The 25,742-nt window shown below is 74.0% G+C and carries 19 protein-coding genes and 1 riboswitch; of the genes, 11 read left to right on the top strand and 8 right to left on the bottom strand.

Features of this window, described 5'->3' with window-relative positions; all coding sequences use genetic code 11:
- On the bottom strand, positions 1 to 4,004 hold a 4,004-nt coding region (locus ACIBBF_RS22615; RefSeq protein ID WP_397417860.1), incomplete at its 3' end, for a S8 family serine peptidase.
- Positions 4,005 to 4,161: 157 nt separating this feature from the next.
- Positions 4,162 to 5,163 (bottom strand): LuxR C-terminal-related transcriptional regulator, encoded by a 1,002-nt coding sequence (locus ACIBBF_RS22610; RefSeq protein ID WP_397417858.1) that lies wholly within the window; start codon positions 5,161 to 5,163, stop codon positions 4,162 to 4,164.
- Positions 5,164 to 5,279: 116 nt separating this feature from the next.
- On the opposite strand from ACIBBF_RS22610, the gene nhaA reads away from it, so the two are divergent.
- The gene (gene nhaA / locus ACIBBF_RS22605) at positions 5,280 to 7,163 is read left to right on the top strand and encodes a Na+/H+ antiporter NhaA (RefSeq protein WP_397417856.1); all 1,884 of its coding nucleotides are present in this window, start codon (positions 5,280 to 5,282) and stop codon (positions 7,161 to 7,163) included.
- Between the two features lie 10 nt (positions 7,164 to 7,173).
- Here nhaA and ACIBBF_RS22600 read toward each other — a convergent pair whose 3' ends face one another.
- Positions 7,174 to 8,079, bottom strand: coding sequence for an AraC family transcriptional regulator N-terminal domain-containing protein (locus tag ACIBBF_RS22600; protein ID WP_397417854.1), 906 nt, complete (start codon positions 8,077 to 8,079; stop codon positions 7,174 to 7,176).
- Between the two features lie 181 nt (positions 8,080 to 8,260).
- Here ACIBBF_RS22600 and ACIBBF_RS22595 point away from each other — a divergent pair, with 181 nt between their 5' ends.
- Together ACIBBF_RS22595 and ACIBBF_RS22590 are read left to right on the top strand one after the other, a co-directional pair.
- A complete protein-coding gene (locus ACIBBF_RS22595; RefSeq protein ID WP_397417852.1) occupies positions 8,261 to 8,566 on the top strand; it encodes a putative quinol monooxygenase in 306 nt (101 codons plus the stop codon).
- A 67-nt stretch (positions 8,567 to 8,633) separates the two neighbouring features.
- A complete protein-coding gene (locus tag ACIBBF_RS22590; protein ID WP_397417850.1) occupies positions 8,634 to 9,617 on the top strand; it encodes an alpha/beta hydrolase in 984 nt (327 codons plus the stop codon).
- Between the two features lie 57 nt (positions 9,618 to 9,674).
- Here the strand turns inward: ACIBBF_RS22590 and ACIBBF_RS22585 are convergent, their stop codons facing one another.
- The 3 genes from ACIBBF_RS22585 to ACIBBF_RS22575 form a co-directional block, all read right to left on the bottom strand.
- Positions 9,675 to 10,568 (bottom strand): carbohydrate ABC transporter permease, encoded by an 894-nt coding sequence (locus tag ACIBBF_RS22585; RefSeq protein WP_397417848.1) that lies wholly within the window; start codon positions 10,566 to 10,568, stop codon positions 9,675 to 9,677.
- Positions 10,565 to 11,467: a carbohydrate ABC transporter permease gene (locus ACIBBF_RS22580; RefSeq protein WP_397417845.1), complete on the bottom strand. Its 903-nt coding sequence runs from the start codon at positions 11,465 to 11,467 to the stop codon at positions 10,565 to 10,567. Before ACIBBF_RS22580 ends, ACIBBF_RS22585 begins: the two co-directional genes overlap by 4 nt.
- Before the next feature lie 137 nt (positions 11,468 to 11,604).
- A complete protein-coding gene (locus ACIBBF_RS22575) occupies positions 11,605 to 12,894 on the bottom strand; it encodes an ABC transporter substrate-binding protein (protein WP_397417843.1) in 1,290 nt (429 codons plus the stop codon).
- 347 nt (positions 12,895 to 13,241) lie between these two features.
- Between ACIBBF_RS22575 and ACIBBF_RS22570 the strand changes: the two genes are divergently transcribed.
- From ACIBBF_RS22570 to ACIBBF_RS22550, 5 genes are read left to right on the top strand one after another with little or no spacing between them, the layout of a single operon-like run.
- Positions 13,242 to 14,360: an ROK family transcriptional regulator gene (locus tag ACIBBF_RS22570; RefSeq protein ID WP_397417841.1), complete on the top strand. Its 1,119-nt coding sequence runs from the start codon at positions 13,242 to 13,244 to the stop codon at positions 14,358 to 14,360.
- Complete coding sequence (locus ACIBBF_RS22565) at positions 14,357 to 15,547, top strand: substrate-binding domain-containing protein (RefSeq protein WP_397417838.1); 1,191 nt, start codon at positions 14,357 to 14,359, stop codon at positions 15,545 to 15,547. Before ACIBBF_RS22570 ends, ACIBBF_RS22565 begins: the two co-directional genes overlap by 4 nt.
- Entirely contained in the window at positions 15,544 to 16,332 is a 789-nt protein-coding gene (locus tag ACIBBF_RS22560) for an ATP-binding cassette domain-containing protein (RefSeq protein ID WP_397417836.1), read from the top strand. The genes ACIBBF_RS22565 and ACIBBF_RS22560 overlap by 4 nt, the downstream gene beginning before the upstream one ends.
- The gene (locus ACIBBF_RS22555; protein ID WP_397417834.1) at positions 16,329 to 17,510 is read left to right on the top strand and encodes a sugar ABC transporter permease; all 1,182 of its coding nucleotides are present in this window, start codon (positions 16,329 to 16,331) and stop codon (positions 17,508 to 17,510) included. The genes ACIBBF_RS22560 and ACIBBF_RS22555 overlap by 4 nt, the downstream gene beginning before the upstream one ends.
- A gap of 1 nt (position 17,511) precedes the next feature.
- Positions 17,512 to 18,525 (top strand): LacI family DNA-binding transcriptional regulator, encoded by a 1,014-nt coding sequence (locus tag ACIBBF_RS22550; RefSeq protein WP_397417832.1) that lies wholly within the window; start codon positions 17,512 to 17,514, stop codon positions 18,523 to 18,525.
- A 785-nt stretch (positions 18,526 to 19,310) separates the two neighbouring features.
- On the opposite strand, the gene ACIBBF_RS22545 is transcribed toward ACIBBF_RS22550, so the two are convergent.
- The gene (locus ACIBBF_RS22545) at positions 19,311 to 19,652 is read right to left on the bottom strand and encodes a hypothetical protein (RefSeq protein ID WP_397417829.1); all 342 of its coding nucleotides are present in this window, start codon (positions 19,650 to 19,652) and stop codon (positions 19,311 to 19,313) included.
- A gap of 118 nt (positions 19,653 to 19,770) precedes the next feature.
- On the opposite strand from ACIBBF_RS22545, the gene ACIBBF_RS22540 reads away from it, so the two are divergent.
- Positions 19,771 to 21,162 (top strand): ricin-type beta-trefoil lectin domain protein, encoded by a 1,392-nt coding sequence (locus ACIBBF_RS22540; RefSeq protein WP_397417827.1) that lies wholly within the window; start codon positions 19,771 to 19,773, stop codon positions 21,160 to 21,162.
- A 109-nt stretch (positions 21,163 to 21,271) separates the two neighbouring features.
- Here the strand turns inward: ACIBBF_RS22540 and metE are convergent, their stop codons facing one another.
- Positions 21,272 to 23,665 (bottom strand): 5-methyltetrahydropteroyltriglutamate--homocysteine S-methyltransferase, encoded by a 2,394-nt coding sequence (gene metE, locus ACIBBF_RS22535; RefSeq protein ID WP_397417824.1) that lies wholly within the window; start codon positions 23,663 to 23,665, stop codon positions 21,272 to 21,274.
- Between the two features lie 8 nt (positions 23,666 to 23,673).
- Positions 23,674 to 23,777, bottom strand: a riboswitch (SAM riboswitch).
- 241 nt (positions 23,778 to 24,018) lie between these two features.
- Between metE and ACIBBF_RS22530 the strand changes: the two genes are divergently transcribed.
- Positions 24,019 to 24,723, top strand: coding sequence for a type 1 glutamine amidotransferase domain-containing protein (locus ACIBBF_RS22530; RefSeq protein ID WP_397417822.1), 705 nt, complete (start codon positions 24,019 to 24,021; stop codon positions 24,721 to 24,723).
- Positions 24,724 to 24,803: 80 nt separating this feature from the next.
- Positions 24,804 to 25,709 carry a LysR family transcriptional regulator gene (locus ACIBBF_RS22525; RefSeq protein WP_397417820.1) on the top strand — a complete coding sequence of 302 codons (906 nt, stop codon included), beginning with the start codon at positions 24,804 to 24,806 and terminating at the stop codon, positions 25,707 to 25,709.
- Positions 25,710 to 25,742 lie beyond the last annotated feature (33 nt).

Here is a 25,742-nt window from a genome sequence, read left to right as displayed (position 1 = left end):
CACACCGACCGCGCCTCGTCCTGCGTCAGGCGCGTGATCGTCCTGCCCAGGTCGTCCGACCGGTACAGACCGGACACCGTCGCCAGCCACAGCCGGTTCTCGTCGACCGGGTCGACCACGACCTGCTGCACCAGCACCTCGTGCGCGTAGCTGGTCCACGTCTCGAACCCGTCGGTCGAGACCATGAGGCCGGTGTCCACGAGCGAGGTGTAGCCCACGGCCACGGTGCCCTCGTCGTGCGGGGACAGGGCCAGCGCCGTCGCGCTGAAACCGCCGGTCGGGCCCACCCGCGTCAGGTCGGCGTCGGACCCGCCCGCAGGCGCCGTCAGGATGCGGCCCCCGCCGAACGCGTCGGCGCCGATCGCCCAGACGGTGCGGTCGCCGAGCGGCGACTGCGTCACCTCGGAGACCTGGCGGCCGATGACACCCTCGTGGCCGATCGAGCCCCAGTTCTGCTCGTCCGGGGCGAGGTCGGCGACGGACCGCTGGTGCAGGCCCTCGAAGTCGACGGCGCGCAGCACGGGCTCGCCGTCGCCGTCGACGCCCGCGTGGACGCCCGAGACGTCGCTGCCGGAGACCCCGGTCTTGGTCCACTCCTGGCCGTCGTCGGTGGTGAAGATCCCGGCGTTCTCCATCGACATGACGATCTGGGTGGCCGGGGTGCCGGGCCAGTGGTCGACGTCGGTGGCGAGCGGGCCGTGCACGGGCAGCGGGTGGGTCTGCCACGTCTTGCCGAGGTCGGTGCTCGTGCTGTACGACGACAGGCCCGATGCGTACACGGTGCCGTCGGTCAGCGTGGTGACGGTGACGTAGGACTGCTCGGTGTCGCCGCCCTCCGTCCAGGTCGCGCCGGAGTCCGTCGAGGTGAGTGCGACGCCGTCCCCGCGGATCAGCACGGCCGTGGACCCGTCGGCCACGACGCCCTGCGGGCGGTCGCGGTACTCGGTGGTCACGTACGGCTGTGTGACCTCGCTGCCGCCGTCGAGGACGTCCGCGATGCGGTAGACGCCGTCGTAGGTGGTGACGAGCAGGTCGTCGCCCGCGAACGCGGCGCCCGAGACGAGGTCGTCCCACTGCGGGGCGACGCGCCGCCAGCGCTGGCCGCCGTCCTTGCTCAGGTAGAGACCGTCGCCGGTGACCGCGGCGAGCGCGTCGCCGTGGGCGACGAGCTCGTTGACCGCGACGTCCGGGAACGGCAGCACGGTCCAGGTCCGGCCCGCGTCGGCCGTGTGCACGATGCGGCCGTTGTAGCTCGGGTCGAGCGTGACCTTGCCGGCGGCGCCGTTCAGGGCCACGTAGAACCCCCCGGGCGTGGCCGTGTCGGCCACGGGGATGCCCCAGCCGTCGGCCACGGGCATGCTGCGCACCCGCTGCCAGGTCTGGCCGTGGTCGGTGGTGACGAACGGGTGCACACCGGTGCCGGCCATCGCCAGGCCGGTGCCCGGGGCGGTGGGGGACGTGGCGAGCTCACGGGCCGCACCCGACAGGCCGACCTGCTCCCACGCGCCGGGCTGGTCGGCACCCTCGGACTGCACGCCGCCCGTACCGGTCAGGGTGCGTCCGGTGACGGTCGCCCGGGCGTCGAGCGTGTACGTACCGGGCTCGTCGAGCGGCACGGTGCCGCGGTACCAGCCCGGGCTGTTGCCGACGGCGGTCAGCGCCGCGGTGTACTGCTCGCCGGACGGGGCCGTGGCCCGCACGGTCGGCGCCGTCTCGGGTGCCGTCGGCGTGTGGACGAAGACGTCGGTGGACCCTGTCGCCAGCGACGGCGAGGACTGGACCTGCAGGGGCCGCACGTACGCGGCGTACGGGACGCGCACGGTGCTGCCGTCCGAGACGGTGCCCACCACCACGCCGGAGGTCTCGCCCTCGACCGACCCCGCGGCGGGGCTCGTGGTGTCCGGGGTGACGGTGAGGTCGACCGACGCGCTGCGCCCGGCCGGGATGCGCACCTGGCGCGCGGAGAGCTTCGCCTCGCCCGTGCTGCTCTTCGACGGCTCGGCGGAGAGCCTGACGGTCACGGCCTTGGCGCCGGAGTTGCGCAGCACCACGGTGCTGGTCCGGGTCGGGTTCGGCCCCATGTCGGCCAGCCCCAAAGAGATGGCGTCGGGGGACGCGGTGACCCGCTGGTCGACGGCGGCGGCGACGTCGAGCGTGCCGGCGCCCTGGGCGGACGGTGACGCGTCGGCGTCGGCGGGCTCCGTGACGGGGTCCATGGCCTGCGCGCTGCCGATGAGGGTCGCGCGCAGCTGCTGCGCGGTCTGCTCGGGGCGGGCCTGGGCCAGGAGGGCGGCGGCGCCGGCGACGTGCGGTGCGGCCATCGAGGTGCCGGACATCCGGTACTGGTTGCCGTCCACGCCGAACTCGGCCGGGATGTCGGACATGATCTCGTAGCCGGGGGCCACGATCTCGGGCTTGAGCGTCATGGCGTCGCTCGGGCCGCGGGAGCTGAAGCTCGCCATCGTGCCGGTCCGGTCCACGGAGCCGATGGTGGCGCGCGCGGTGCCGGCCGCGACCTCCGCCTTGAAGGTCTGGTACTGGGCCGAGGCGATGTTCATCATCACCAGCGACTCGCGGCGCAGGTCGAAGCCGCCGCCCGCCAGGATGTTCGCGGAGCCCTGCGGGCCCGCGCCGCCGTCGTCCCCGGCCGGGTCGGTCGGGCTCGGCGTGTACAGCAGGGCGCCCACGGCGCCGTGCTCCTCGGCGAGCTGGGCCTGCAGCAGGTGCGGGCCCAGGACCTGGCCGAGGGAGGTGGTGGCGCTCTGCATGACGACGATCGCGCCGCGCACGTCGCCGGCCTGCTCGTAGTCCTCCTCCTCGAAGCCGTCGCCGACGTCGACCAGGCGGGCCGTGATGCCGCCCGCGGGCGGGTTGGCCGACATCGGGAAGCGCGTGACGTCCAGCGGACGGGGCGGGTCACCCCGCCGGGCGCCGGCCAGCGTGAGCGTGGGGTCGGCGACGCCGGTGACGCTCGCGCCGACGGCGATGACGCCCTCGGCGGCCGCCGGCGAGCTGACCGTCTGGTCGCCGGGTCCGGCGTTGCCGGCCGCGGCCACGACCACGACGCCCTGCCGCACGGCGGCGGTGGAGGCGCGGCCGAGCGGGTCGGTGCCGTCGCCGGGGGTGCCCAGGCTCATGTTCACGACGTCGGCCGGGTAGTCGCCCAGCGGGTCGGTCGCGGCCTCCAGGGCGAGCAGCAGGTCCTCGGTGGTGCCGCCGCCGCCTGCGTCCATGGCCTTCCAGGCCGTGAGCGTGACGTCGGGTGCCATGCCGGTCAGGTTGTCCCCGCCGGCGCCGACGATGCCGGCCACGTGGGTGCCGTGCATGTGGTCGTCCATGGGGTCGGCGTCGTCGTTGACGAAGTCGTACCCGTCGGCCACGCGGTGGCCGGGGCCGAACCCGGCCCCGAGGTCGGGCAGCGTGTAGTCGATGCCGGTGTCGATGATCGCCACGGTGCGGCCCTCGCCGGTGACGGGCACGCCGTCGGCGTCCTCGCGGTCCCAGACCTGCGGGGCGCCGGTGGCGGGGATGTTGGCCTCCTGGCCCAGGATCCGCACGGGCGCGTCCTGGGTGACCCGTGCAACGCCGGGGGCGGAGCGCAGCTCGGCCAGGTCGGCGGGGTCCACGGTGGCCACGACGGCGGACAGCAGCCCGGTGACCGACTCGGCGTCGCCCAAGTCGACGCCCTGCCGCTCGATCCAGGCGGTGACGCCCTCCTGCGCCTGCGTGACCTCGTCGACCGCAGCGCGGTAGTCGGCGGCGAAGGCGCTGCGCGCCCGCGCCGAGGCCGGGCCACCGGCGGTCCGCGCGGCGGCGACCTCGTCCTGGCCGACGACGTCGGCCGCCGTCGGGGTCTCGAGCTCGATGATGACCCGGACCGGCTCGGTGTCCGGTGCGGGGTCCGGGGCCGCGACGGCGGCTCCGGGGGACAGGACCAGGGAGGCCGAGACGAGAGTGCCCGTAAGGAGAGCACCCCGGCGGCGGCCGGAGGACAGAGGTTGCATGAGGGCTGTCTAGCCCGCGCCGCGCTCCGTGGGCAATGGCCTCGGTGACCGGAATCGGCCACTGGCCGGTACCGGCCGCCCATGTTTTACACAGCCGTCACGCAGGAGGCCACTTTCACCCGCTCCACCCGCCGTGCCGGACCGCGGTGCGCGAGCCTCACAGCCACCCGCGACGGACCGCCTGCACCCCCGCCTGGAACCGGTTCGCCGCACCCAGCCGGCGCAGCAGGTCCGCGCTGCGTCGCCGCAGCGTACGCTCCGACAGCCCCAGCTCGCGCGCGATCGCCTCGTCCTTCGCGCCCGAGGCCAGCAGCGCCAGCAGCGCCCGGTCGTCCCGGCCCGGCCCGCGCTCCGGGGGAGCGGTACCCTCGAGGCTGTCCGACGCCGGGATCTCCACCGCGTCGGCCCACGCCGCCTCGAACGCGGCGCACAGCAGGTCCACCAGCGGCCCGCCCTCGACGACGACCGCCGCCGGCCGCAACGCGTCCAGGTTCGAGCTGACCAGCGCCGTGCGCCGGTCGGCGATAGCCAGCTTGGTGGGCAGGGTCCGCGCGATCCGGGCCTGCTCGCCCGCCGCCGCCGCGAACCGCAGCTGCGCCCACGCGCCGGGCAGGTCCAGCACCTCGGCGGCATAGACGGCCCGCCACGACACGCCCCGCGCCAGGGCGAGTGGCTCCACCGGGTTCTCGTCCGCCAGCAGGTACGGCGGACGGTCGAACGCCATGAACTCGCCGGTGACCTCGTGCTGCAGGCGCGTGTACCAGGCACCGATCAGCGCCGGGTCGTCGATCACGTGCACCCCCGCACCCGCACCCGCGGCGTCCGCCGTCTGCTCGAAGAGGCCGGCCAGGTCCGGGATGGTCGACCGGACCCGGTCGAGCTGCGCCGCGGTCCGGTCGGTGAGCGCGCGCAGCGCCACCCGCGGGTCGACCGCCGTGTACGAGCCCTCCGTGCCGCTCGTGCGGTTGATCAGGCCCGCGGCCCGCAGCCGCGCCAGCAGCTCCGCGGGGTCGGCGCCCTGCAACGGCACGTCCCGGGCCACGTCCGTCTCCCGGACCGTGCCCTGGGCGAGCACGTACCGGTACACCAGCCGGGTGTCCTCGTCGATCCCGACGGCCCCGAAGTCGCCGTACGGGTCGAGCTCAGCCTCCGCCACCATGCGCGCCAGCGTAGTGCGGGTGAAGTCTGCCGGACCGTCGTGATGCGCGCGCCGGCGTGGTCCACACTACGTCTCATGCCGGCCGGTCACGCCGACCGGGAGCGACAGGAGAGGCCATGGCGAACCTGACCATCATCGAACGGTCCCCCGACCCCGAGACGCACGAGCCGGGCCCGCACTGGCCGTCGATCGCCACGTGGGTCCGGGCGCTGGGCCAGAGCCGCCTGGGTGCCCTCCTCCTCCTGGTCGGCACGCTCGCCGCGATCCTGTGGGCCAACGTCTCCCACGGGTCCTACAGCGAGTTCTGGGACACGCACCTCAACGTCGGCGTCGGCGACCTCCAGCTCGAGTTCACGCTGCACGCCCTGGTCAACGACGCCCTCATGGCGCTGTTCTTCTTCACCGTCGGGCTGGAGGTGCGGCGCGAGTTCGCGATCGGCGAGCTCACGAGCTGGTCCCGGGCCGTGGTGCCCGTGGTCGCCGCCGTCGCCGGCCTGGTCGTGCCCGCCGTCCTCTACGTGCTGATCAGCCGCGGGAGCGGCTGGGAGGGTGCCTGGGGCGTCGTCATCTCCACGGACACCGCGTTCGTCGTGGGCGCCCTGGCACTCATCGGCCCCCGGGCGCCCGGCCGCCTGCGGGTGTTCCTGCTGGCGCTCGCGGTGGTCGACGACATCGGCGCCCTGAGCATCATCGCGCTGGTCTACACCGAGAGCTTCGACCCGCTCCCGCTGGTGATCGCCGCGGTGGGCCTGGTCGGCGTCTACCTCACGCGGTACGTGCCGAGCGGCCGCGGGCCCATCTACGCCACGCTGTCGATCATCGTCTGGGGCGCGTTCCTCGCCTCGGGCGTGCACCCGACGCTGGCCGGCGTCGCCATCGCGCTCCTGGTGCCGGTGTACCGGCCCAGCCGGCGCGACGTGGAGCACGCCCTGACCCTGGCGCGCACCTTCCGGCAGTCGCCGAACAGCGACTACGCGCGGGCGGCGGCGAACAGCCTGCGGGAGTCGATCTCGATCAACGAGCGGCTCCAGTCCGCCTACGCGCCGTACGTGGCGTACGTGATCCTGCCCCTGTTCGCGCTGGCGAACGCGGGCGTGCGGATCGACGGCGAGATCCTGGCCGCCGCCGCGGGCTCTGCCGTGACCTGGGGCATCGTGGTGGGCCTGGTGGTGGGCAAGTTCGTGGGCGTGCTGGGCTCCGGCGCGGTGATGCGGGTGCTCCGGGTCGGCGACCTCGGGCCGGGCCTCGCGCTCGACCGGCTCGCCGGGGGCGGGGCGCTGTGCGGCATCGGGTTCACCATCTCGCTGTTCATCGTGGACCTCGCCATCGACGACCCCGCCGTGCAGAACGAGGCCCGCGTGGGCGTGCTCTCGGCGTCGGTGCTGGCCTTCCTGATCGCCGCGGTGATCTTCAAGGTGGCCGACCGGGTGCACCCCGCCAAGGAGGCCGGTGCCGTCCTGCTGCGGCCCGTCGACCCGGCCCGCGACCACGTGTACGGCCCGGCCGACGCGCCCTACACGCTGGTCGAGTACGGGGACTTCCAGTGCGGCTTCTGCTCCAAGGCGTCGGGCGCCATCCAGGAGGTGCACCGCGAGCTGGGCGACCGCCTGCGGTACGTCTGGCGGCACGCGCCGCTGGACCGGTACCACCCCAACGCCGTCGCGGCCGCCGAGGCGGCGGAGGCGGCCGCGATGCAGGGCAAGTTCTTCGAGATGGAGCGCAGCCTGCTCCTGGACCAGGAGAACCAGCTCCCCTCCGACATCGTGCGGCGCGCGGCGGAGCTGGGGCTCGACGTCGACCGGTTCGAGCGGGACCTGGTCTCGCCCGAGGTGGCCGGCCGCGTGCGCGACGACGTGCTGGACGCCGAGGCCATGGAGGTCACCGCCGTACCCACGTTCTTCGTCAACGGGCGCCGGCACACCGGGCCGTACGACGCGCAGTCCCTGATCCGGGCGCTGGAGAGCACGGCGCCGGCCGGCTCCCCGGCCTTGGGCGGCTGACGGCTCCGGCTCAGGCGGGCCTCCCGGACCGTTCGGCCGCGGCCTCGCGCAGGCGGACGGCGTCCTGGCTGGGCGGCAGGCCGAACCGGCGCCGGTACTCGCGGCTGAACTGCGAGGGGCTCTCGTAGCCCACCCGCTGCCCGACGCCGGTCACGTCGCGCGGGCGGGTGGCCAGCAGCAGGCGCGCCTCCTGGAGCCGGATCTGCTTCTGGAACTGGATGGGGCTCATCGCCGTGACCGCCTGGAAGTTGCGGTGGAACGCCGAGACGCTCATGCCGGACAGCGCGGCCACGTCCTCGACCCGGAACGGCTCCGCGTAGTGCTCCCGGATCCAGCGCACCGACCGGGCCACGTGCGCCAGACCGCTGTCCGCGAGGCCGAGCTGGCGCACGGTGGCGCCCTGCTCCCCGGTGACCAGCCGCCACAGGATCTCCCGCTTCAGGAGCGGGGCCAGCACCGCGGCGTCCCGCGGGCGGTCGAGGAGACGGACCAGGCGGACGGCGGCGTCGACCAGCTCGTCAGGGGCGTCGCTGACGACCATGCCGGGGGCGGCGCCGCCCACGGGCGGGAGCACGCCCGGCGGCGCCTGCAGGAGCAGCTCGGCGATGAGGGCCGGACGCAGCACCAGACCGAAGCCGAGCGCGGGCTCGTCCGGGTCGGCCTTCGTGAACGTGCCCGTGACCGGCAGGTCCACGGAGGCCACGAGGTACTGCCCGGCCCGGTACTCCAGCACCCGGTCGCCGACGGCGATGCGCTTGGCGCCCTGGGCGATCAGCGCCAGCACGACGCCCGACATCGACGGCGCGGGCGGCTCGGCGCGGTGCACGGCCGAGAGCTGCACGTCCTCCAGCGCCGTCGCGGTGGTGTCGGGGCGCGCGTGGCGCAGGATCAGCTCGCGGAGCTCGCCAAGGCTCATGGGGCGATCCTGCCACGTTCACGATCGGACCGGTAGCAGGAGGATCAGGCAAGAGCGGGCGACGATCTTGCTGTCGTCCCAGCGGGCGCATGCGGTGTGATGGCTGGGCCGGAACGTACCCGGCCCACCGTCGACCCGGGGATCGTCGAGCGACCCGGGACAGCACACCGAGGAGAATCGTATGAACGTCGGACACGGCTTCCACGCCACCATGACCGCCCACCCCGGCCAGGGCGACGCGGTCGTCGACCTGCTGCTGCACGCACCGTCGCTGACCCACCCGGACTGCGTCGTCTTCCTGGTCGGGCGGTCCGCCACCGACGCCGACACGGTGCACGTCACCGAGGGCTGGACCAGCGCGGGCGCGCACAGCGCGTTCTTCGCGACCGCGGAGGCACAGGCACTGGTCGCGGCGCTCGGGCCGCTGCTCGCGGGGGAGTCGGTGTACACCGACGAGCTGCCGGTGGGCGGCAAGGCGGCGTTCTGACGTACCGGTCCTGGCGCCGCCCCAGCACTGTCCGAGCACTGTCCGAGCACTGTCCGAGAGGAACCCCATGACCGTCGAACCCGCCCCCCGACCGGAGGCCGACCCGGAGCTGCGCCCGCTGCTCGACGTCCTGCCCGCCGTCCCCCTGACCGCCGCGACGCTGCCCGCCGTGCGGGCGGCCGCCGCGACCCCGCCCGAGGCGCTCGTTGCGCTCCTGGCGGGCCGAGGCGTCGAGCGCCGCGACGTGGTGGCCACCTCGCCGCACGGCGACCCGGTGCCGCTGACCGTCCTGAGCCCGGCCGAGCGGGACCGGGCGGTGCCGGCGCCCGTCGTGTACTGGATGCACGGCGGCGGCATGGTGCTGGGGGACCGGTTCTCCCAGATCGACGTCCCGCTGGACTGGCTGGACCGGTTCGGTGCCGTGGTGGTGACCGTGGACTACCGGCTCGCTCCCGAGCACGGCGGCACGGTGCCGGTCGAGGACTGCTACCGGGGACTGGTCTGGGTCGCCGAGCACGCGGCCGAGCTCGGCGTGGACCCGGAGCAGCTGGTGGTCGCCGGGACGAGCGCGGGCGGGGGACTGGCGGCCGGCGTCACGCTGCTGGCCCGCGACCGGGGCGCGCCGGCCGTCGCGGCGCAGGTGCTGGTGTGCCCCATGCTCGACCACCGGGGCGGCACCGGCTCCGGCCGGCAGTTCGCCGAGGGGCCTGCCACCTGGACGGGGGCGCAGAACGCGTTCGGCTGGTCCGCGGTGCTGGGCGAGCACCCGGCGGGGGTGTCGCCGTACATCTCTCCGGCGCTGGCCGCGGACCTGTCGGGTCTGCCGCCCACGTACGTCGACGTCGGCTCCGCGGAGGTCTTCCGGGACGAGGACGTGGCCTACGCGGCACGCATCTGGGCCGCGGGCGGCGAGGCGGAGCTGCACGTGTGGGCGGGCGGCTTCCACGGCTTCGACTCCCTCGTGCCGGACGCCCGGGTGTCCCGTACGGCGCGCGCGACGCGCACGGCCTGGCTCGGCCGCCAGCTGACGGACCCGGCCTCCGGGGCGTAGCCGACCGCGCCCGGACGGGTGGGCACCACCTGTCCGGGCGCGGTCGGCGTCGGCGCGTCAGCCCTTGACCGAACCCGACATCAGGCCGCCCACGAAGTACTTGCCCAGCACGATGTAGACCAGCAGGGTCGGCAGCGACGCGAACAGGGCACCCGCCATGGAGACGCCGTAGTTCTGCAGCAGGGCGCCGTTGGCGAGGTTGTTCAGCGCCACGGTCACGGGGCCGTTCTGCGAGGACGAGAAGAACACCGCGAACAGGAAGTCGTTCCACGCCGAGGTGAACTGCCAGATCAGCACCACCACGAAGCTGGGGATCGAGAGGGGCAGCACGATGGACCAGTAGGTGCGCAGCATGCCCGCGCCGTCGACCCGGCCGGCCTCGATGAGCTCGTGCGGCACCGTGGCGTAGTAGTTGCGGAAGATCAGCGTGGTGATCGGGATGCCGTAGATCACGTGCAGCAGGATCAGCGTGGGCACGCCGCTCGGCAGGCCGAGGTCCAGGACGAGCTGGTTCAGCGGGATCATCACGGCCTGGTACGGGATGAACATCCCGAACAGGATCACGGTGAAGACGATGTCGGCGCCGCGGAAGGTCCACCGCGCCAGCACGAACCCGTTCAGCGACCCGAGGAACGCCGAGATGATGGCGCTGGGCACCACCATGCTCACCGTCCGCACGATCGCGGGGGACAGCGTGGTCCAGGCCGTGGCCCAGTTGTCGAGCGTCCAGGCCTGCGGCAGGGCCCAGGCGCGGCTCGGGTCGGCGTCGCCGGTGCCCTTGAAGCTGGTCACCAGCAGCACGTACACCGGGATGAGCACGACGACCAGGAAGAAGATCAGCGCGGCGTAGCGCAGCGTGCGGGCGAGCGAGTACCGGCTCCGGCTCGTGCGGGGGCCGGGGCCGCCCACGGCCCGCGGGTGCGCCGTGAGCTGTTCGGCGGCGGCGGTCATCGCTTCTCCTCGCGGTTCGTGCGGATCAGGTACGGCACGATGACGAGCGCCACGATGATCAGCAGGATCGAGCCCACGGCGGCCGCGTTCGCGTAGTCGAAGCTCGACTTGAACACGAACATGTCCACGGCCGGGACCTTGGTCTGGTAGTTGGCCGGCTTGGAGATCGACATGATGAGGTCGAAGGCCTTGAGCGACATGTGGCCGATGATGATCAGCGCGGACAGCGCCACCGGCGAGAGCTGCGGGAACAGCACGTAGCGGTACAGCTTCCACTCGCTGGCGCCGTCCACGCGGGCGGCCTCGCGCAGCTCGTCCGGGATGCCGCGGAACCCGGCCAGGAACAGGGCCATCACGTAGCCCGAGAGCTGCCAGATCGCCGGGATGGCGATGGCGACGATGCCGAACGTGACGTTGTTCCACCAGTTGTTCTGCAGGAGGTCGAGGCCGACCATCTGGAACAGGCGGTTCAGGCCGGAGGCCTGCTCGTCCTGGTTGGAGTTGAGCAGCCAGCGCCACACCACACCGGAGGCGACGAACGAGACCGCCATCGGGAAGAGGTACACCGAGCGGAACAAACCCTCGCCCTTGACCGGCTTCTCGAGCATCCAGGCCCACAGGAAGCCCATGACCATGGTCCCCGCGAGGAACACCGCCGTGTACAGCAGGAGGTTCATCAGCGAGTGCTGGAAGTCCTCGCTGGCGAGCAGGTCGAGGTAGTTCGTGAACCAGACGAAGGCGGCGGGCTCCTGCCCGGTGGCCTGCGCGGCCGTGTGGCTGTCCGTGAAGGACGTGGAGAAGTTGGCGACGATCAGCCCGTAGACGAACACGCCGACGAGGATCAGGGACGGGGCGAGCAGGAGGAGCGGTGGTCCGACTCGCCGCAGTTTCTTGAGCATGTGGGTACCTCGGGTGCCATGGCTGGTGGCCGGCGGCTGGTGGGTGGCTGTGGTGGGCGGGCGCGGCCGCGCGCCGTCGGGACGGACCCGACGGCGCGCGGTGGGTGGTCCGGCCGGGAGCATGCTCCCCGGGCGGGTCAGCCCTGGACTGCGCCGGCCAGCTCGGACTGGTAGCCGGCGAGGTCGGACGCGCCCGTGGTGAACTTGCTGGTGGCGTCCGAGATCGCGTTGAGCGTCGCGACCGGGGCCGCGGCGCCGTGCGCCAGCGAGGAGACGATCGTGTCGTTGGCGAACGACTCGATGGCGGTCTGCTGGTACTCGGAGAAGTCGGCCGGGTCGGCGTCGGTCCGGGCCGGGATGGACCCCTTGGCCTTGTTGAACGCGACCTGGCCGTCCAGGGAGCCCACCGTCTCCAGCCACGCCTTGGCGCCGTCGGGGTGCGGGGCGCCCACGGGCAGGGTGAACGAGTCGGCGAGGAAGTCGAACACGCCGTCGGTGCCCGGCACCGGGGCCGCGGTGAAGTCCGTGCCGAGGGCCTTGTCCTGCTCCTCGAACGCGGCGACCGCCCAGTCGCCCATGACGTTGAACGCGGCGCTGCCGTCGATCACCATCTGGGTCGCCTCGGGCCAGTCGAGGCCGTCCCGGTCGTCGTTGGTGTAGCTCATGAGCGTCTCGAAGTCCTCGAGTGCCGCGGTGACGTCGGAGCCCGCCCAGTCGGTCGTGCCGTCCCACAGGCCGCTGTAGCCCTCGGGGCCCAGGTCGGCGAGCAGCACGGTCTCCAGCAGGTTGACCTGCGTCCACGTGGTGCCGACCGACAGCGCCGTGACGCCTGCCTTGTCGAGCTTGTCGAGGTCGGCGATCCACGCGTCGAGGTCGTCGTAGGTGGCCTCGGGGTCGATGCCGTTCTCCTCGAGCACCGTCGGGTTGGCCCAGAGCACGTTCGCCCGGTGGATGTTCGACGGGATCGAGTAGATCGCGCCGTCCTCCGAGGAGAGCCGGTCGACCAGGTCGGCCGGGAACGCGTCGGTCAGGCCGAACTCGTCGTACAGGTCGGAGACGTCCTCGATCTGCGCGGCATCGATGTAGTCCTGCAGCTCGGCACCGGCGTGCGCCTGGAACGTGTCCGGCGGGTCCTGCGCCTGCAGGCGGGTCTGCAGCAGGTCCTTCGCCGCCGAGCCCGCGCCGCCGGCGACCGCGCCGTTGACGAACTCGATGTCGGGGTGCTGCTCCTCGAAGACGCCGACCAGGGCGTCGAGGCCGGCCTTCTCCGAGCCGGCCGCCCACCAGGTGAACACCTCGACCTGGTCGCCGCCGCCTTCGCCGCCGCCGCCGTCACCCGAGCTGTCGCCGCCGCCGCACGCGGCCAGCGTGAGACCGAGGACAGCGGCTGTCGCCACCGTCGCGGTCATCCTCCGGTTCACTCGCATCTGGGGTCCCTCAACCTTCCTCGGTCGCTGGAGCACCGACCCGGGACCCGTCGCCGCGGCACCGGCGCGATGTGCCGCGGTGGGCTCGGTGCGCTGGGGGACGACGTCGTACCTGGGGCCGGCCGGGCGCGCCTGTACGCCCGTGAACCCGCGTCTATCGAACGACCGGGCGCCGTTGGTGTCAAGAAATGAACGCAAGCGTCGCTCGATCGTGACCTGAACGTTCAGTTCGTGTATCCAAACCCGTCATTTCTCACCGGAAGGCGGTTACCCTGGGCGCTGTGCGCGCGGATCGGGTGACCCCGGGTTCGCAGACCTCACTGCGTGAGGCCAACCGAGCCCGTATCGTGAGCGCCGTCCAGCAGCGTGGCTCCCTCACGCAGATCGAGCTGGCCGGCGTCACAGGGCTGTCCCCGGCCACCATCTCGAACATCGTCAAGGAGCTGTCCGCCGCGGGCGTGCTGCACACCGCGCAGTCCGTGCGCAACGGACGGCGCGCGCTCCAGGTCACGCTCGCCCGCAACCTCGGCCTCGTGGTGGGCATCCGGTTCGGGCAGCGGTCCCTCAGCGTCGCGCTGGCCGACGCCTCGATGCGCGTCCTGGCCGAGCAGCGCATGCCGCTCGCCCCCGACCACCGGGCCGACGCCGGGATCCAGCGCACGGCGATGCTCGTCCGCGAGATGCTCCAGGCGGTGGACGCCGACCCGTCCGAGCTGCTCGCCGTGGGCGTGGGGGTGCCCGCGCCGGTCGACATCCGCACCGGCGAGGTCGTGACCGTCGGCATGATGCGCGGCTGGGACGGCGTCCGCGTGGACGAGATGCTCGGCGCCGAGCTCGGCGTGCCGGTCACGACCGACAACGACTCGACGCTGGCCGCCATCGCGGAGGCGCGGTTCGGCGCGGGCGCCGGCTACGACTCCGTCGCCTACGTCCGCGCGTCGCACGGCGTGGGCGGCGGCCTGGTGCTGGGCGGCCGGGCCGTGCACGGCCGGTCGGGCGTGGCCGGCGAGATCGGGCACGTGTCCGTCGACGAGAACGGCCCCGTGTGCCGGTGCGGCAACCGCGGCTGCCTCGAGATGCTGGTGGGCGCCACCCGCCTGCTGTCCCTGCTGCCGCCCGAGGCGGGCCACCTCACGCTGGCGGACCTCGTGGCCCGCGCCCGCGCCGGCGACCCCGGCTGCCACCGCGTGGTCTTCGACGCCGGGCGCCACCTCGGCGTCGCCCTGGCGAACCTGTGCAACCTCGTGGACCCCGACGTCGTGGTCATCGGCGGCCAGCTCGCCGAGGCGGGCGAGGTGCTGCTCGAACCGCTGCGCACCGCGCTCGGCCAGCGCGTGGTCGCCACCTCGCGCGGCCCGGCCGAGGTGATCCCCTCGGCCCTCGGCGCGGACGCGGGCGTCCGCGGTGCGCTGGCCGCGGCCCTCGACCGAGCCCGGGCCCAGGGCTCCCTAGGAGTGACGACATGACCCGACCCACCCCCGGCAGGCGGAGAGGCTGGGCCAGGCGTGTCCTGGCCGGCGCCGTCGGGCTCGTCGTGGCAGCCGGCGGCGCCGGGTGCGCGGTGGGCGACACCGGCACCGCGCCCGGCGTCGAGCACGAGGGGACCATCGGGCTGCTGCTGCCCGAGGCCCAGACCGCCCGGTACGAGGCGTCCGACCGCCCCACCTTCGTCTCCGTCACCGGCCGGCGCTGCCCGGGCTGCACCGTGCTGTACGCGAACGCCGCGCAGGACGCCGCCGCGCAGCTCGAGCAGGCCGAGTCCATGCTCGCCCAGGGCGCCGACGTGCTCGTGCTCGACGCGGTCGACACCGTCGCCGCGGTCGGGATCGTCACCCAGGCCAAGCGGCTGGGTGCCCAGGTGATCGCCTACGATCGGTTCGTGGACGGCGCGGACTACTACGTGTCGTACGACTACGAGTTCATCGGCTTCCTGCTGGGCTCGGCACTGGCCGGCACGGTCACCGAGCGCGCCGCCCGGGCCGACGACGACCAGGACGCCGGGCAGGAGGGCGGTCAGGACGACGACGGACGGCCCGGGGTGCTGCTCGCGCACGGCTCGGCCACCGACCCCAACGCGCTCGCGCTCGCCGCGGGTGCCCGCCGCGCCCTCGAGGGAGAGGACATCGACGTGCTCGCTGAGCACTACACGCCCGACTGGAGCCCCGACAAGGCCACGGAGTGGACCGAGGCGATGCTGACCCAGTACCCCGGCCGGGTCGACGGCATCCTCGCCGCCAACGACGCCATCGCCGGTGGCGCCATCGCCGCCGCCAAGGCGGCCGGCCTCGACCCGGTCCCCGTCACCACCGGGCAGGACGGCGAGCTCGCCGCGGTGCAGCGGATCGTCGCCGGGGACCAGTTCATGACCGTCTACAAGGCCACCGACCAGCAGGCCGCCACGGCCGCCGAGCTCGCCGTGCGCGTGCTGCGCGGCCAGGACCCGCGCACCACGGCCGTGACCGACGACGTGCCCACCGTGCTCCTCGCGCCCCGCGCGGTGGGCGCGGCCGACGTCGAGCACGTCATCGTGGACGGGCACGTCTACACGGTCGACCAGATCTGCGTCCCGGCCTACGAGGCCGCGTGCGAGCGCGCGGGCCTGCTCGGGTCCGGCGACGCCGCCGGGGCCCTCGCGGGGGTGGGTGCCCGATGAGCGATCCGGTGCTGTCCCTGCGCGGCGTCTCCAAGCGGTTCGGCGGCGTGCGCGCCCTGGTCGACGTCGACGTCGACGTGCGCGAGCACGAGGTGCTCGCCGTCGTCGGCGACAACGGGGCCGGCAAGTCCACCCTTGCGGGCGTGCTCGCGGGCGCGCACCGGCCGGACGCCGGCGACGTGCTGCTGGACGGCCGCCCGGTGGTGCTGGACACGCCGGCCGTCGCCCGCACCCTCGGGATCGCCGCGGTGTTCCAGGAGCTCGCGCTCGTGGACGACCTCGACGTGGTCGAGAACCTGTTCCTGGGGCACGAGACCGTGCGCGGCCCGCTCCTGGACGAGGTCGCCATGGAGCGCGAGGCCTGGCGGCTGCTCGACCAGCTCGCCGCCAGCGTGCCGTCGGTGCGCGACCCGGTGCGCACCCTGTCGGGCGGTCAGCGCCAGGTCGTGGCCGTGGCCCGCGCCCTGCTCGGCTCGCCCCGGGTGGTCGTGCTCGACGAGCCGACGGCGTCGCTCGGCGTCCGTCAGACTGCCGAGGTGCTCAACCTCATCGTGCGGCTGCGCGAGCGCGGGCACGCCGTCGTCCTGGTGAGTCACCAGGCGGGGGACCTGCAGGCCGTCGCCGACCGCATCGTGGTGCTGCGCCTGGGCCGCGTGCACGACGTGTTCGACGGCGACGCCTCCTACGAGGACCTGCTCGCCGCGATGACCGGGGCGGTCCGGCCCGGCACCAAGCACGCGGGCGGCGCGGGTCGCACCGACGCCGGACGGGCGGTGCGCCGATGAGCGCCGACGCGCCGGGCGCGGGCCTGCCGGGCGCGGTCTGGCAGCGGGTCCGTGGTGGCACCAGCCTGCTCCCGATCGTGGTGGCGCTGGCTGCCATCTGGCTCGTGCTCGGCGCCGTCAACCCCGCGTTCCTCGCCCCCGAGAACGTCGTCAACCTGACCCTGCAGAGCGCCCCGGTCGGGGTCATCGCGCTCGGCGTGGTCCTGGTGCTCCTGGTGGGCCAGATCGACCTGTCCGTCGGGTCGCTCAGCGGGCTCGCCGCGGCCGTGGTCGCCGTCGGCTCCGTGACCCTGGGCTGGCCGGTCGCGCTCGCGATCCTGGCCGCGCTGGCCTGCGGCGTGGTGGTCGGCCTCGGCTACGGCATGCTCTCGGCGCGGCTCGGGCTGCCGAGCTTCGTGTTCACGCTGGCCGGGCTGCTGTTCCTGGCCGGGGTGCAGCTGCGGGTGCTCGGCCCGCTGGGCTCGATCAACCTGCCCTTCGAGTCCTGGTTCGTGCGGTCGGTGCAGCAGGGCTTCCTGCCCACGGGCGTGGCCTGGGCACTCGTGGTCGTGGTCGTCGTCGCGTACGCGGCCGTGCAGGTGGCCGCGCGGGCGCGGCGACGGCGCGCGGAGCTGCCGGCGGCGAGCGTCGGACAGGTCGCGGTGCGCACCGGGGTGCTCGCCGTGGTGCTGTCGGCGATCGTGGCCTACCTGGGCGCGGCGCGCGGCGTCGGCTTCTCGGTGGTGCTGTTCGCGGCCCTGGTCGTGGTGACGGACGTGCTGCTGCGCCGCACCCGCTGGGGCCGGTCGGTGCGCGCGGTCGGTGGCGACCGGCGGGCCGCCACGCTGGCCGGGGTGCCCGTGCAGCGCACCGTGGTGCTGTGCTTCGTGGCCTGCTCCACGCTCGCCGCGCTCGGCGGCGTGCTCGCGGCGGGGCGGCTCGGCGCCGCCAACCAGGGCACCGGCGGGGCGGACACCTACCTGGTGGCCATCGCCGCCGCGGTGATCGGCGGCACGAGCCTGTTCGGCGGCCGGGGCAGCGCGTGGTCCGCGGTGCTGGGCGTGCTCGTCATCCAGTCCATCGCCAACGGCCTCACCCTGATGAACGTGGACCAGGCGGCCCGGTACATGGTGACCGGCGCGGTGCTGCTGCTGGCCATCATCATCGACATGCTGGTGCGCAAGCGCCGGGAGGCCTGACATGATCCGTCGTCCGACGCTGGCGATGGTGGCCGAGGCCGCCGGGGTGAGCCTGAAGACCGCCTCGCGCGTGCTCAACGGGGAGCCCAACGTGGCCGCGGCGACCCGCGAACGGGTGCGTGACGCCGCCACGTCGCTCGGCTTCCGGCGCAACGCCGTGGCCGCCGACCTCGCCCGCGGCGGCTTCTCCCGGCTGGTCGGCTTCATCACCGGCGACCTGGCCAACGAGTTCTACTCCGCGCTGGCCAGCGGCATCGAGCGCGAGCTGCGCGAGCACGGGCTGCAGCTCCTGACGGCGTCGTCCGACGAGGACCCGTCCCGCGAGAGCTCGCTGACCGGTGAGCTGCTGGAGCGGCGCGTCGGTGCCCTCATCGTCACGCCCGCAGGCGCCGACCACTCGGCCCTGCGCGGCGAGATCGCCGCCGGGCTCACGGTGGTCGTGGTGGACCGGCCGGCCGCCGGGATGGACGTGGACACCGTGGTGATCGACAACCGGGGCGGCGTGCGCGCGGCCACCCGGCACCTGCTGGACCACGGCCACCGCCGTATCGGTTTCGTGGGCGACGAGCCCCACCTGTGGACCTACCAGGAGCGCAGCGCCGAGTTCCTCGCCGTCATGGCGGACGCCGGGGTGCCCGACGCCGAGCGCTGGCTGCGGTCGGGCGCGCACTCGGCGTCGGCCGCCCGGGACCTCGCGGCGGAGCTGCTGGCCGACCCCGAGCCGCCCACCGCCATCCTCGCGGCGAACAACCGCGCGACGGTGGGCACGCTCCAGGCCCTGCACGAGGTGGGCGGGCGCGCGGGCGGCGACGAGATCGCGGTGGTGGGCTTCGACGACTTCGAGCTGGCCGACCTGCTGGGCATCACCGTCGTGGCGTACGACGCCGTCGAGATGGGCCGGCGCGCCGCCGAGCTCGCGGTGGCACGCTCCGCGGATCCTGGGCGGCCGGTCGAGCTGGTGGTGCTGCCCACGCGGGTGGTCGCGCGGGGGAGCGGGGAGCGCCGGGCGCGCTGACCGGGGCTGCCGGGCGGGTCGGGGTGGTGGGGGAGTTCGGTCCGTGCTCTGCCCCGGCGAGTTCGGTCCGTTGCCTTGAGATCGGTTCTTTTGCGTGCCGGGCTGCCGCGGGTTTGGTCCCCGACGTGTGCGGCGGTCACAGGTCCGGTTTCGTGCTGTCTTGAGTCGGTCCTTTGCGTGCTCTGCCCTGGCAAGTTCGGTCCGTTGCCGTGAGTTCGGTCCGTTGTGTGCTGGGCTGCTGTGGGTTGGGTCTCGTGCTGCCGTGAGTTCGGTCCGTTGTGTGCTGGGCTGCTGTGGGTTGGGTCTCGTGCTGCCGTGAGTTCGGTCCGTTGTGTGCCGGGCTGCTGTGGGGTTGGGTCTCGTGCTGCCGTGAGTTCGGTCCGTTGTGTGCCGGGCTGCTGTGGGGTTGGGTCTCGTGCTGCCGTGGGTTCGGTCCGTTGTGTGCCGGGCTGCTGTGGGGTTGGGTCTCGTGCTGCCGTGGGTTCGGTCTCCTGCTGCCATGAGTTCGGTCTCTTGCCTGCCCCGCCTCGGCGAGTTCGGTCCCTTGCCTCGAGATCGGTCCATCATCGGGCCGATCTCGAGGCAAGGGACCGAACTCGTCTCGTGGCGGTGTGCAAGGGACCGAGCCCGCGGGACCAGCGCCCCCCGCCCCCCCGCCCCCGCCCCCCGCCCCCGGGGACCGGGTGAAAAGCGTGGACGGGCGTCTGTGAGATAAGGGGTAGTACGCGCAGGTTTAGGTGTTTTCCACACGGTGGTGGTCCAGCAGTTCTGGCCGTGGTGCCGCGTCAATACGCTCCCAGGCACACGAGGTTTCCCAGGCCTGACGAGGAGCACACCATGTCACGAACCCTGAGAACGTCCCGGTCCCTGATAGCGCTGTCGGCCGTCGCGCTCGTGGTCGGCACGGCACTCACCGGCGCGTCCACGGCGGGGGCGGCGTCGCCCACCGCGACCGGCGCCGGCACCAGCAGCACCACCAGCACCAGCACGACCAGCACCACCAGCACCACCAGCACCACCAGCACCGCCAGCACCACCGACGTCAGCACCGCCAGCACCAGCACCGCCGACATCAGCACCGCCAGCACCAGCACCGCCGACATCAGCACCGCCAGCACCAGCGCCACCGGTGCCCGCAGCACCGTTCCTGGCACCACCAGCACCCGCAGCACCGCCCCCGGCACCGCCGTCCGAGACGTTGCCGGCCTCGACGTCGCCGATCTCCCCGACGCCCAGGTCCGCGCGATGGAGCGCGACCTGGGTCTGACCAGGGCCGAGATCCCGGCCCGCCTGGCGCTGGATGCCGAGGCGGCGATCGTCGAGGCGCACCTGGCGGCGACGCTCGGCGAGGACTACGCGGGCACCTGGCTGCCCCGGGGCGCCGACGCGCCGCGGGTCGCCGTCACGAGCGCGGCGGCGGCGAGGGTGGCCGAGCGCGCCGGCGCGGACGCCGTCGTCGTCGAGCACGGCCTGGACGCGCTCACCGCGTGGAAGGAGGCCCTGGACGAGGTGGGTGCGCCCATCTCCGTGCACTCCTGGTACGCCGACCCCACGACCAACGAGGTGGTGGTCGAGGCGGCCGACGCCGCGGCCGCGCGGGAGATGATCGACCAGGCGGGCGTCCCGGCCGAGGTGGTGCGGGTCGAGAAGTCCACGGTGGCGCCGCGCACGGCCCGCGACATCCGGGGCGGCGACGAGTTCCACCGGCCGACGGGGGACGGCTGGGTCACGCTGTGCTCGATCGGGTTCGCGGTGTCGGGCGGGTTCGTGACCGCGGGGCACTGCGGGCAGACCGGCAACGCCGTCACCGCCCCCGACGGCACGGCGCTCGGCACCTACCGTGGCTCGACCTTCCCGGGGCACGACTGGGCGTGGGTGGGCACCACCAGCGGCTGGACGCCGACGGCCGCGGTGAACAACTACGCGGGCGGCACGGTCGCCGTGGCGGGCTCGGCCGAGCAGGGGATCGGCGCGTCGGTGTGCCGGTCCGGCCGGACGACGGGCTGGCGCTGCGGCGTCATCCAGGAGAAGAACGTCACCATCAACTACGGTGACGGCGACATCCCGGGCATGGCCACGGGTTCCGCGTGCGCCGAGGGCGGGGACTCCGGCGGCTCGGTGATCTCGGGCAACCAGGCGCAGGGCGTCACCTCGGGCCGCATCGGGGACTGCTCCACGAACGGCCGGTTCATCTACCAGCCGCTCAACCCGATCCTGAGCAACTACGGCCTGCAGCTCACCACCACGGGCGGTGGCGGGGGCCGGCCGCTGGTGGGGCTGGCGGGCAAGTGCATCGACGTGCCGAACTCCGAGTTCACCGATGGCAAGCGGCTCCAGCTGTGGACCTGCAACGGCACGGCGGCGCAGCGGTGGACGTTCCACGCGGACGGCACGCTGCGCGCCGGCGGGCTGTGCATGGACGTGGCCTGGGGCAACACGGCCGACGGCACGGCCGTTCAGCTCGCCAACTGCAGCGGCAACCCGGCCCAGCAGTTCACGCTGAGCGGTGCCGGGGACCTGGTCTCGATCCTGGCGAACAAGTGCGTGGACGTACCGAACAGCAACAGTGCGGACGGTACCCCGCTCCAGATCTGGACCTGCAACGGCACGGCGGCCCAGAAGTGGCGCGTGGGCTGACCCCACGTCGCCGAGACAGAACGGTAGCGGTGGAGACCCCGGGCGAGACAGAACGGCAGCAGCGCGAAGGTGGCGGCCGTCCTGTCTCGCCAGGGGTCTACCTCGGGCCTCAGAGGGTGGCGCGGACCGTGTTCGCGGCCGTGACCAGGTTCGCGAGGGACTGCTTCGTCTCCGGCCAGGCGCGGGTCTTGAGGCCGCAGTCCGGGTTGACCCACACCAGGCGCGGGTCGATCGACTTGGCGGCGAGCTCCACCAGGTCGGTCACCTCCTGCACCGACGGCACGCGCGGGCTGTGGATGTCGTACACGCCCGGGCCGATGCCGCGCGCGTAGCCGGCGTCCGCCAGCTCCGGCACGATCTCCATGCGGGACCGGGCGGCCTCCACGGACGTGACGTCGGCGTCGAGGCCGTCGATCGCCCCGATCACCTGCCCGAACTCCGAGTAGCACAGGTGCGTGTGCACCTGCGTGGCGGGCGCGGCCCCGGCGGTCGCCAGCCGGAACGAGCGCACCGACCAGTCGAGATACGCAGGATGTGCGGCCGTGCGCAGCGGCAGCAGCTCGCGCAGCGCGGGCTCGTCCACCTGCACGACGCCGATGCCCGCCGCCTCCAGGTCGGTCACCTCGTCGCGCAGGGCGAGGGCGACCTGGTCGGCGGTGTCGCCCAGCGGCAGGTCGTCGCGCACGAAGGACCAGGCGAGGATCGTGACCGGTCCCGTGAGCATGCCCTTGACCGGCTTGTCGGTGAGCGAGGCCGCGTACGCCGTCCACTCGACCGTCAGCGGCGCGGGCCGGGACACGTCGCCCCACAGGATCGGCGGCCGCACGCAGCGCGAACCGTAGGACTGCACCCAGCCGTGCACCGTGGTCGCGAAGCCGTCGAGCTGCTCGGCGAAGTACTGCACCATGTCGTTGCGCTCGGGCTCACCGTGCACCAGCACGTCCAGTCCCAGCTCCTCCTGGAGCGCGACCGTGCTCGCGATCTCGGCGCGCATCGCGGCCGTGTAGTCGGCGTCGGACAGCTCGCCGCGCACCCACGCGGCGCGCGTGGTGCGGATCTCGGCCGTCTGCGGGAACGAGCCGATGGTGGTGGTCGGCAGCGGCGGCAGGCCGAGGGCGGCCTGCTGGGCCTCTGCGCGCTCCGCGTACGGTGCGCGCTCGACGTCGGCCGCGCTCAGCGCGGCGGCCCGCGCCCGCACCGCGGGGACGACGACGCCGGGCGCCGCCGCGCGGGTGCGCACCGCGGCGGTGGAGGCGGCGAACTGGTCGGCCACGGCCGCGCGTCCGTCGGTCAGTGCCGTCGCCAGGGTCGCGACCTCGGCGACCTTCTGGTCGGCGAACGCGAGCCACGACGCCAGCCCGGCGTCCAGGCGGGGCTCGTCCGCGACGTCGTGCGGCACGTGCAGCAGCGACGTGGAGGTGCCCACGGCCAGGGCACCCGCGCCCGGACCCGTACCCGGCGCCCTCAGGCCCTCCAGGACGGCCAGGCGGGCGCCGAGGTCGGCACGCCAGATGTTGTGCCCGTCGATCACGCCCGCGACCAGGGTCTTCGTCTCCAGCCCGGGCACCGGGCCCGTGGGCACCGCGCCGCGGACCAGGTCGATCGCGACGGCCTCGACGTCGGTGCCGGCCAGCAGCGCCAGACCGTCGCCCGCCTCGGAACGCAGGTCGCCGTACGGCGCCGTGACCAGGATCGCGGGCCGCTCGGTGGCGCCGTCCGCCGCCGGCGCGGGGGAGAGGTCCGTGGCCAGGCGGGTGTAGGCGCGGCGCACGGCGTCGGCCACCTCGTCGAAGGGCACGCCCAGCAGGTCGGTGACCAGGGCCGGCTCGTCGAGCTGCACCCAGGGCGCCCCCGCCGCGGCCAGCGCGCGCAGCACACCGGCGTAGGCGGCCACGACGTCGTCCAGCCGGTCCAGCGGGCGGAAGCCCTCGGGGGCGCCGTCAGCCGGCTTGCTGAGCAGGAGGAACGTCACCGGCCCTACGAGCACGGGCCGGGTGACGACCGCGGGACCGCCGTCTGCCGGGTGCGCCGCCTCGGTGAACTCGCGCACCACGCGGTCGTCGACGAACCCGATCGGGGTGTCCGGGCCGATCTCGGGCACCAGGTAGTGGTAGTTCGTGTCGAACCACTTGGTCATCTCGAGCGGCGCCGCGTCACCCGCGCCGCGGGCCACCGTGAAGTAGGCGTCCAGCGGGAGGCGGCCCTCGGGCGTGGTGAGCCCCGCGAACCGCTCGGGTACCGCGCCCAGCAGGGCGACGGCGTCGAGCACCTGGTCGTAGGACGAGAACGAGCCGGGGACGGCGGCGCCGTCGGCGCCCAGGCCCAGGTCGGCGAGGTGCCGCACGGTGGCCAGCCGCAGGTCGTGCGTGGTGGCCTCCAGGTCGTCCGCGGTGGTGCGGCCGGCCCAGAAGGACTCGACCGCGCGCTTGAGCTCGCGGCGTCGGCCGATGCGCGGGTAGCCCAGGACGGTGGCGTTCGGGAAGTGCGGGTTCTTGACTGCCATGCGTATCAGCTCCATCGGACCTGGCGTTAGCACCTTGCCCCGAGATGGGCGCCTCGGAGGTAGGTTGCTGCGGTGTCGTGGAGCCAGGACTCTCGACCGCTCTGGATGATTGACCTGGATCGTAAGCATGACCGGGATGTGGTCGGAAAACCGTCCACGCTTCAAGACGGCGGCGTTCGCGCTGGTCATCGCGTCGCGGCCGTCTAGCGCACGGCGGCGATCCCGGCAAGCCGGCCGCCATCAGGAACCTGATGGCGACGATGTGCCGGACGGGCAGCCCGCGGCGGACGCTGACGTTCTCGTCCGTACGCCGGCACCACCACCGGCGCACCCGCACAGAAGGTCACCCACCCATGCCGAAGATCCTGATGGTCCTGTCCGCCGCGAGCACCCTGCGTCTGGCCGACGGCACCACCCACCCCACGGGCTACTGGGCCGAGGAGGTCGCGGCGTCGCACCGCGTGCTGACGGCCGCCGGCGCACACGTCGACATCGCCACGCCCGGTGGCGTCCGGCCCACCGTCGACGCGATCAGCCTCGACGAGCGCGGCGGCGTCGGCCCGTCCGACGCCGCCCGGCACCGCGCCTACCTCGACGCCGTCGCCGACCGGCTCGCGCACCCGCTCGTGCTCGCGGACGTGCACGCCGCCGACTACGACGCGATCTACGTCCCCGGCGGCCACGCCCCCATGGCCGACCTGGCCTACGACGCCGGCCTCGGGCACCTGCTGCGCACCGCGGACCAGCGCGGCGCGGTCGTCGCCGCGCTGTGCCACGGCGTCGCCGCGCTGCTCAGCGCGCAGACCCCGGACGGCACCTTCGCGTGGGCCGGGCGGGAGCTCACCGCGTTCACCGACGAGGAGGAGCGGCAGGGCGGCCTCGGCGACGGTGCGCCCTACCTCGTGCAGTCCCGCCTGCGCGAGCGTGGCGCGCTGGTGCGGACCGGGGCGCCCTGGTCGAGCACCGTCGTGCGCGACGGCAACCTTGTGACCGGCCAGAACCCACAGTCCAGCGCCGCCACGGCCGAGGCGGTCCTCGCCGCCCTCGCGGAACGCTGACCCGCGGCTAGCCTGTGGTCGAGACGGGACCGGTCCCGTCCGGCGTACGCCGGACGACGTCAGCGGCGGAGGTGGTGCGGATGCCGGGACTCGACCTGCTGGCCACCTTCCTGGAGGTCTACCGCACCGGCTCGCTGTCGGCGGCGGCCGAGCGGCTGGGCGTGAGCCAGCCCGCCGTCTCCGGCCAGGTCGCCCGGCTGGAGGAACGGCTCGGCGGCCCCCTCTTCGTGCGCTCCGGCCGCGGTGCCCGGCCCACCGAGCGGGCCGTGGCGCTCGCCGCCCGGGTGGGCGTGCACGTGGACGGGCTGCGGTCCGCGCTCGGTACCGGCGACCAGGGGCCGGGCGTCGGCGGTCTCGTCCGGATCGGCGGGGCGGCCGAGCTGATGTCCGAGCGGGTGCTCCCTGCCCTCGCGCCGCTCGTGGCCCGGGGGCTCCAGGTCCGGGCGACGCTCGGCCTGGGCGACGACCTGCTGGCCGCTCTGGCCGAGGGGCGTCTGGACGTGGTCGTCTCATCGGTGCGGCCCCGGGGCGCGGCGGTCCGGGCGACGCCGCTGGTGGACGAGGAGTTCCTGCTCGTCGGGCCGGCGTCGCTCGCCCACACCGTGGACCAGGTGCGGCTCGCCGCGGACCCGGTGCCGGCCCTGGCTCACCTGCCGCTGGTCGTCTATGCGGAGGACCTCCCGATCGTGCGGCGGTACTGGCGCAGCGAGTTCGGTCGCCGGCCACCGAACGCGACGTCGCTCGTCGTGCCCGACCTGCGGGCCGTGCTCGCCGCGGTGGCCGCCGGGGCGGGGGTCTCGGTGCTGCCGCGCTACCTGGCCGCGCCGGCCCTGGAGGCGGGACGCGTGGTGCTGCTGCACGAACCCCAGGCGGCGCCGCTGAACACGCTGTACCTGGCCGTGGCGCGGGACGCGCCGCCCGACCCGGCCCGCGCCGCGGTCGTGGACCGGCTGGGCGAGGCGGCGGGACGGTGGACCTCCCTGTAGAGCGGACCGACCATGCGTCTGCTGCCAGGACGG

Origin of the sequence: Promicromonospora sp. NPDC050880 (assembly GCF_044456525.1) — a bacterium.
Lineage (GTDB): Bacteria > Actinomycetota > Actinomycetes > Actinomycetales > Cellulomonadaceae > Promicromonospora.
The sequence above is the reverse complement of the archived record's forward strand: the minus strand, read 5'-3'. Positions and strand labels throughout refer to the sequence as shown.

Bases quoted from the DNA above. Each gene is read 5' to 3' on its own strand.
- ACIBBF_RS22555 (WP_397417834.1), top strand. From the start codon at position 16,329: ATGAGCGCCGACGCGCCGGGCGCGGGCCTGCCGGGCGCGGTCTGGCAG.
- ACIBBF_RS22600 (WP_397417854.1), bottom strand. From the start codon at position 8,079: ATGAGCCTTGGCGAGCTCCGCGAGCTGATCCTGCGCCACGCGCGCCCC.
- ACIBBF_RS22525 (WP_397417820.1), top strand. From the start codon at position 24,804: ATGCCGGGACTCGACCTGCTGGCCACCTTCCTGGAGGTCTACCGCACC.
- ACIBBF_RS22565 (WP_397417838.1), top strand. From the start codon at position 14,357: ATGACCCGACCCACCCCCGGCAGGCGGAGAGGCTGGGCCAGGCGTGTC.
- ACIBBF_RS22550 (WP_397417832.1), top strand. From the start codon at position 17,512: ATGATCCGTCGTCCGACGCTGGCGATGGTGGCCGAGGCCGCCGGGGTG.
- ACIBBF_RS22530 (WP_397417822.1), top strand. From the start codon at position 24,019: ATGCCGAAGATCCTGATGGTCCTGTCCGCCGCGAGCACCCTGCGTCTG.
- ACIBBF_RS22540 (WP_397417827.1), top strand. From the start codon at position 19,771: ATGGAGCGCGACCTGGGTCTGACCAGGGCCGAGATCCCGGCCCGCCTG.
- metE (WP_397417824.1), bottom strand. From the start codon at position 23,665: ATGGCAGTCAAGAACCCGCACTTCCCGAACGCCACCGTCCTGGGCTAC.
- ACIBBF_RS22590 (WP_397417850.1), top strand. From the start codon at position 8,634: ATGACCGTCGAACCCGCCCCCCGACCGGAGGCCGACCCGGAGCTGCGC.
- ACIBBF_RS22560 (WP_397417836.1), top strand. From the start codon at position 15,544: ATGAGCGATCCGGTGCTGTCCCTGCGCGGCGTCTCCAAGCGGTTCGGC.
- ACIBBF_RS22580 (WP_397417845.1), bottom strand. From the start codon at position 11,467: ATGCTCAAGAAACTGCGGCGAGTCGGACCACCGCTCCTCCTGCTCGCC.
- ACIBBF_RS22610 (WP_397417858.1), bottom strand. From the start codon at position 5,163: ATGGTGGCGGAGGCTGAGCTCGACCCGTACGGCGACTTCGGGGCCGTC.
- ACIBBF_RS22575 (WP_397417843.1), bottom strand. From the start codon at position 12,894: ATGCGAGTGAACCGGAGGATGACCGCGACGGTGGCGACAGCCGCTGTC.
- ACIBBF_RS22595 (WP_397417852.1), top strand. From the start codon at position 8,261: ATGAACGTCGGACACGGCTTCCACGCCACCATGACCGCCCACCCCGGC.
- nhaA (WP_397417856.1), top strand. From the start codon at position 5,280: ATGGCGAACCTGACCATCATCGAACGGTCCCCCGACCCCGAGACGCAC.
- ACIBBF_RS22585 (WP_397417848.1), bottom strand. From the start codon at position 10,568: ATGACCGCCGCCGCCGAACAGCTCACGGCGCACCCGCGGGCCGTGGGC.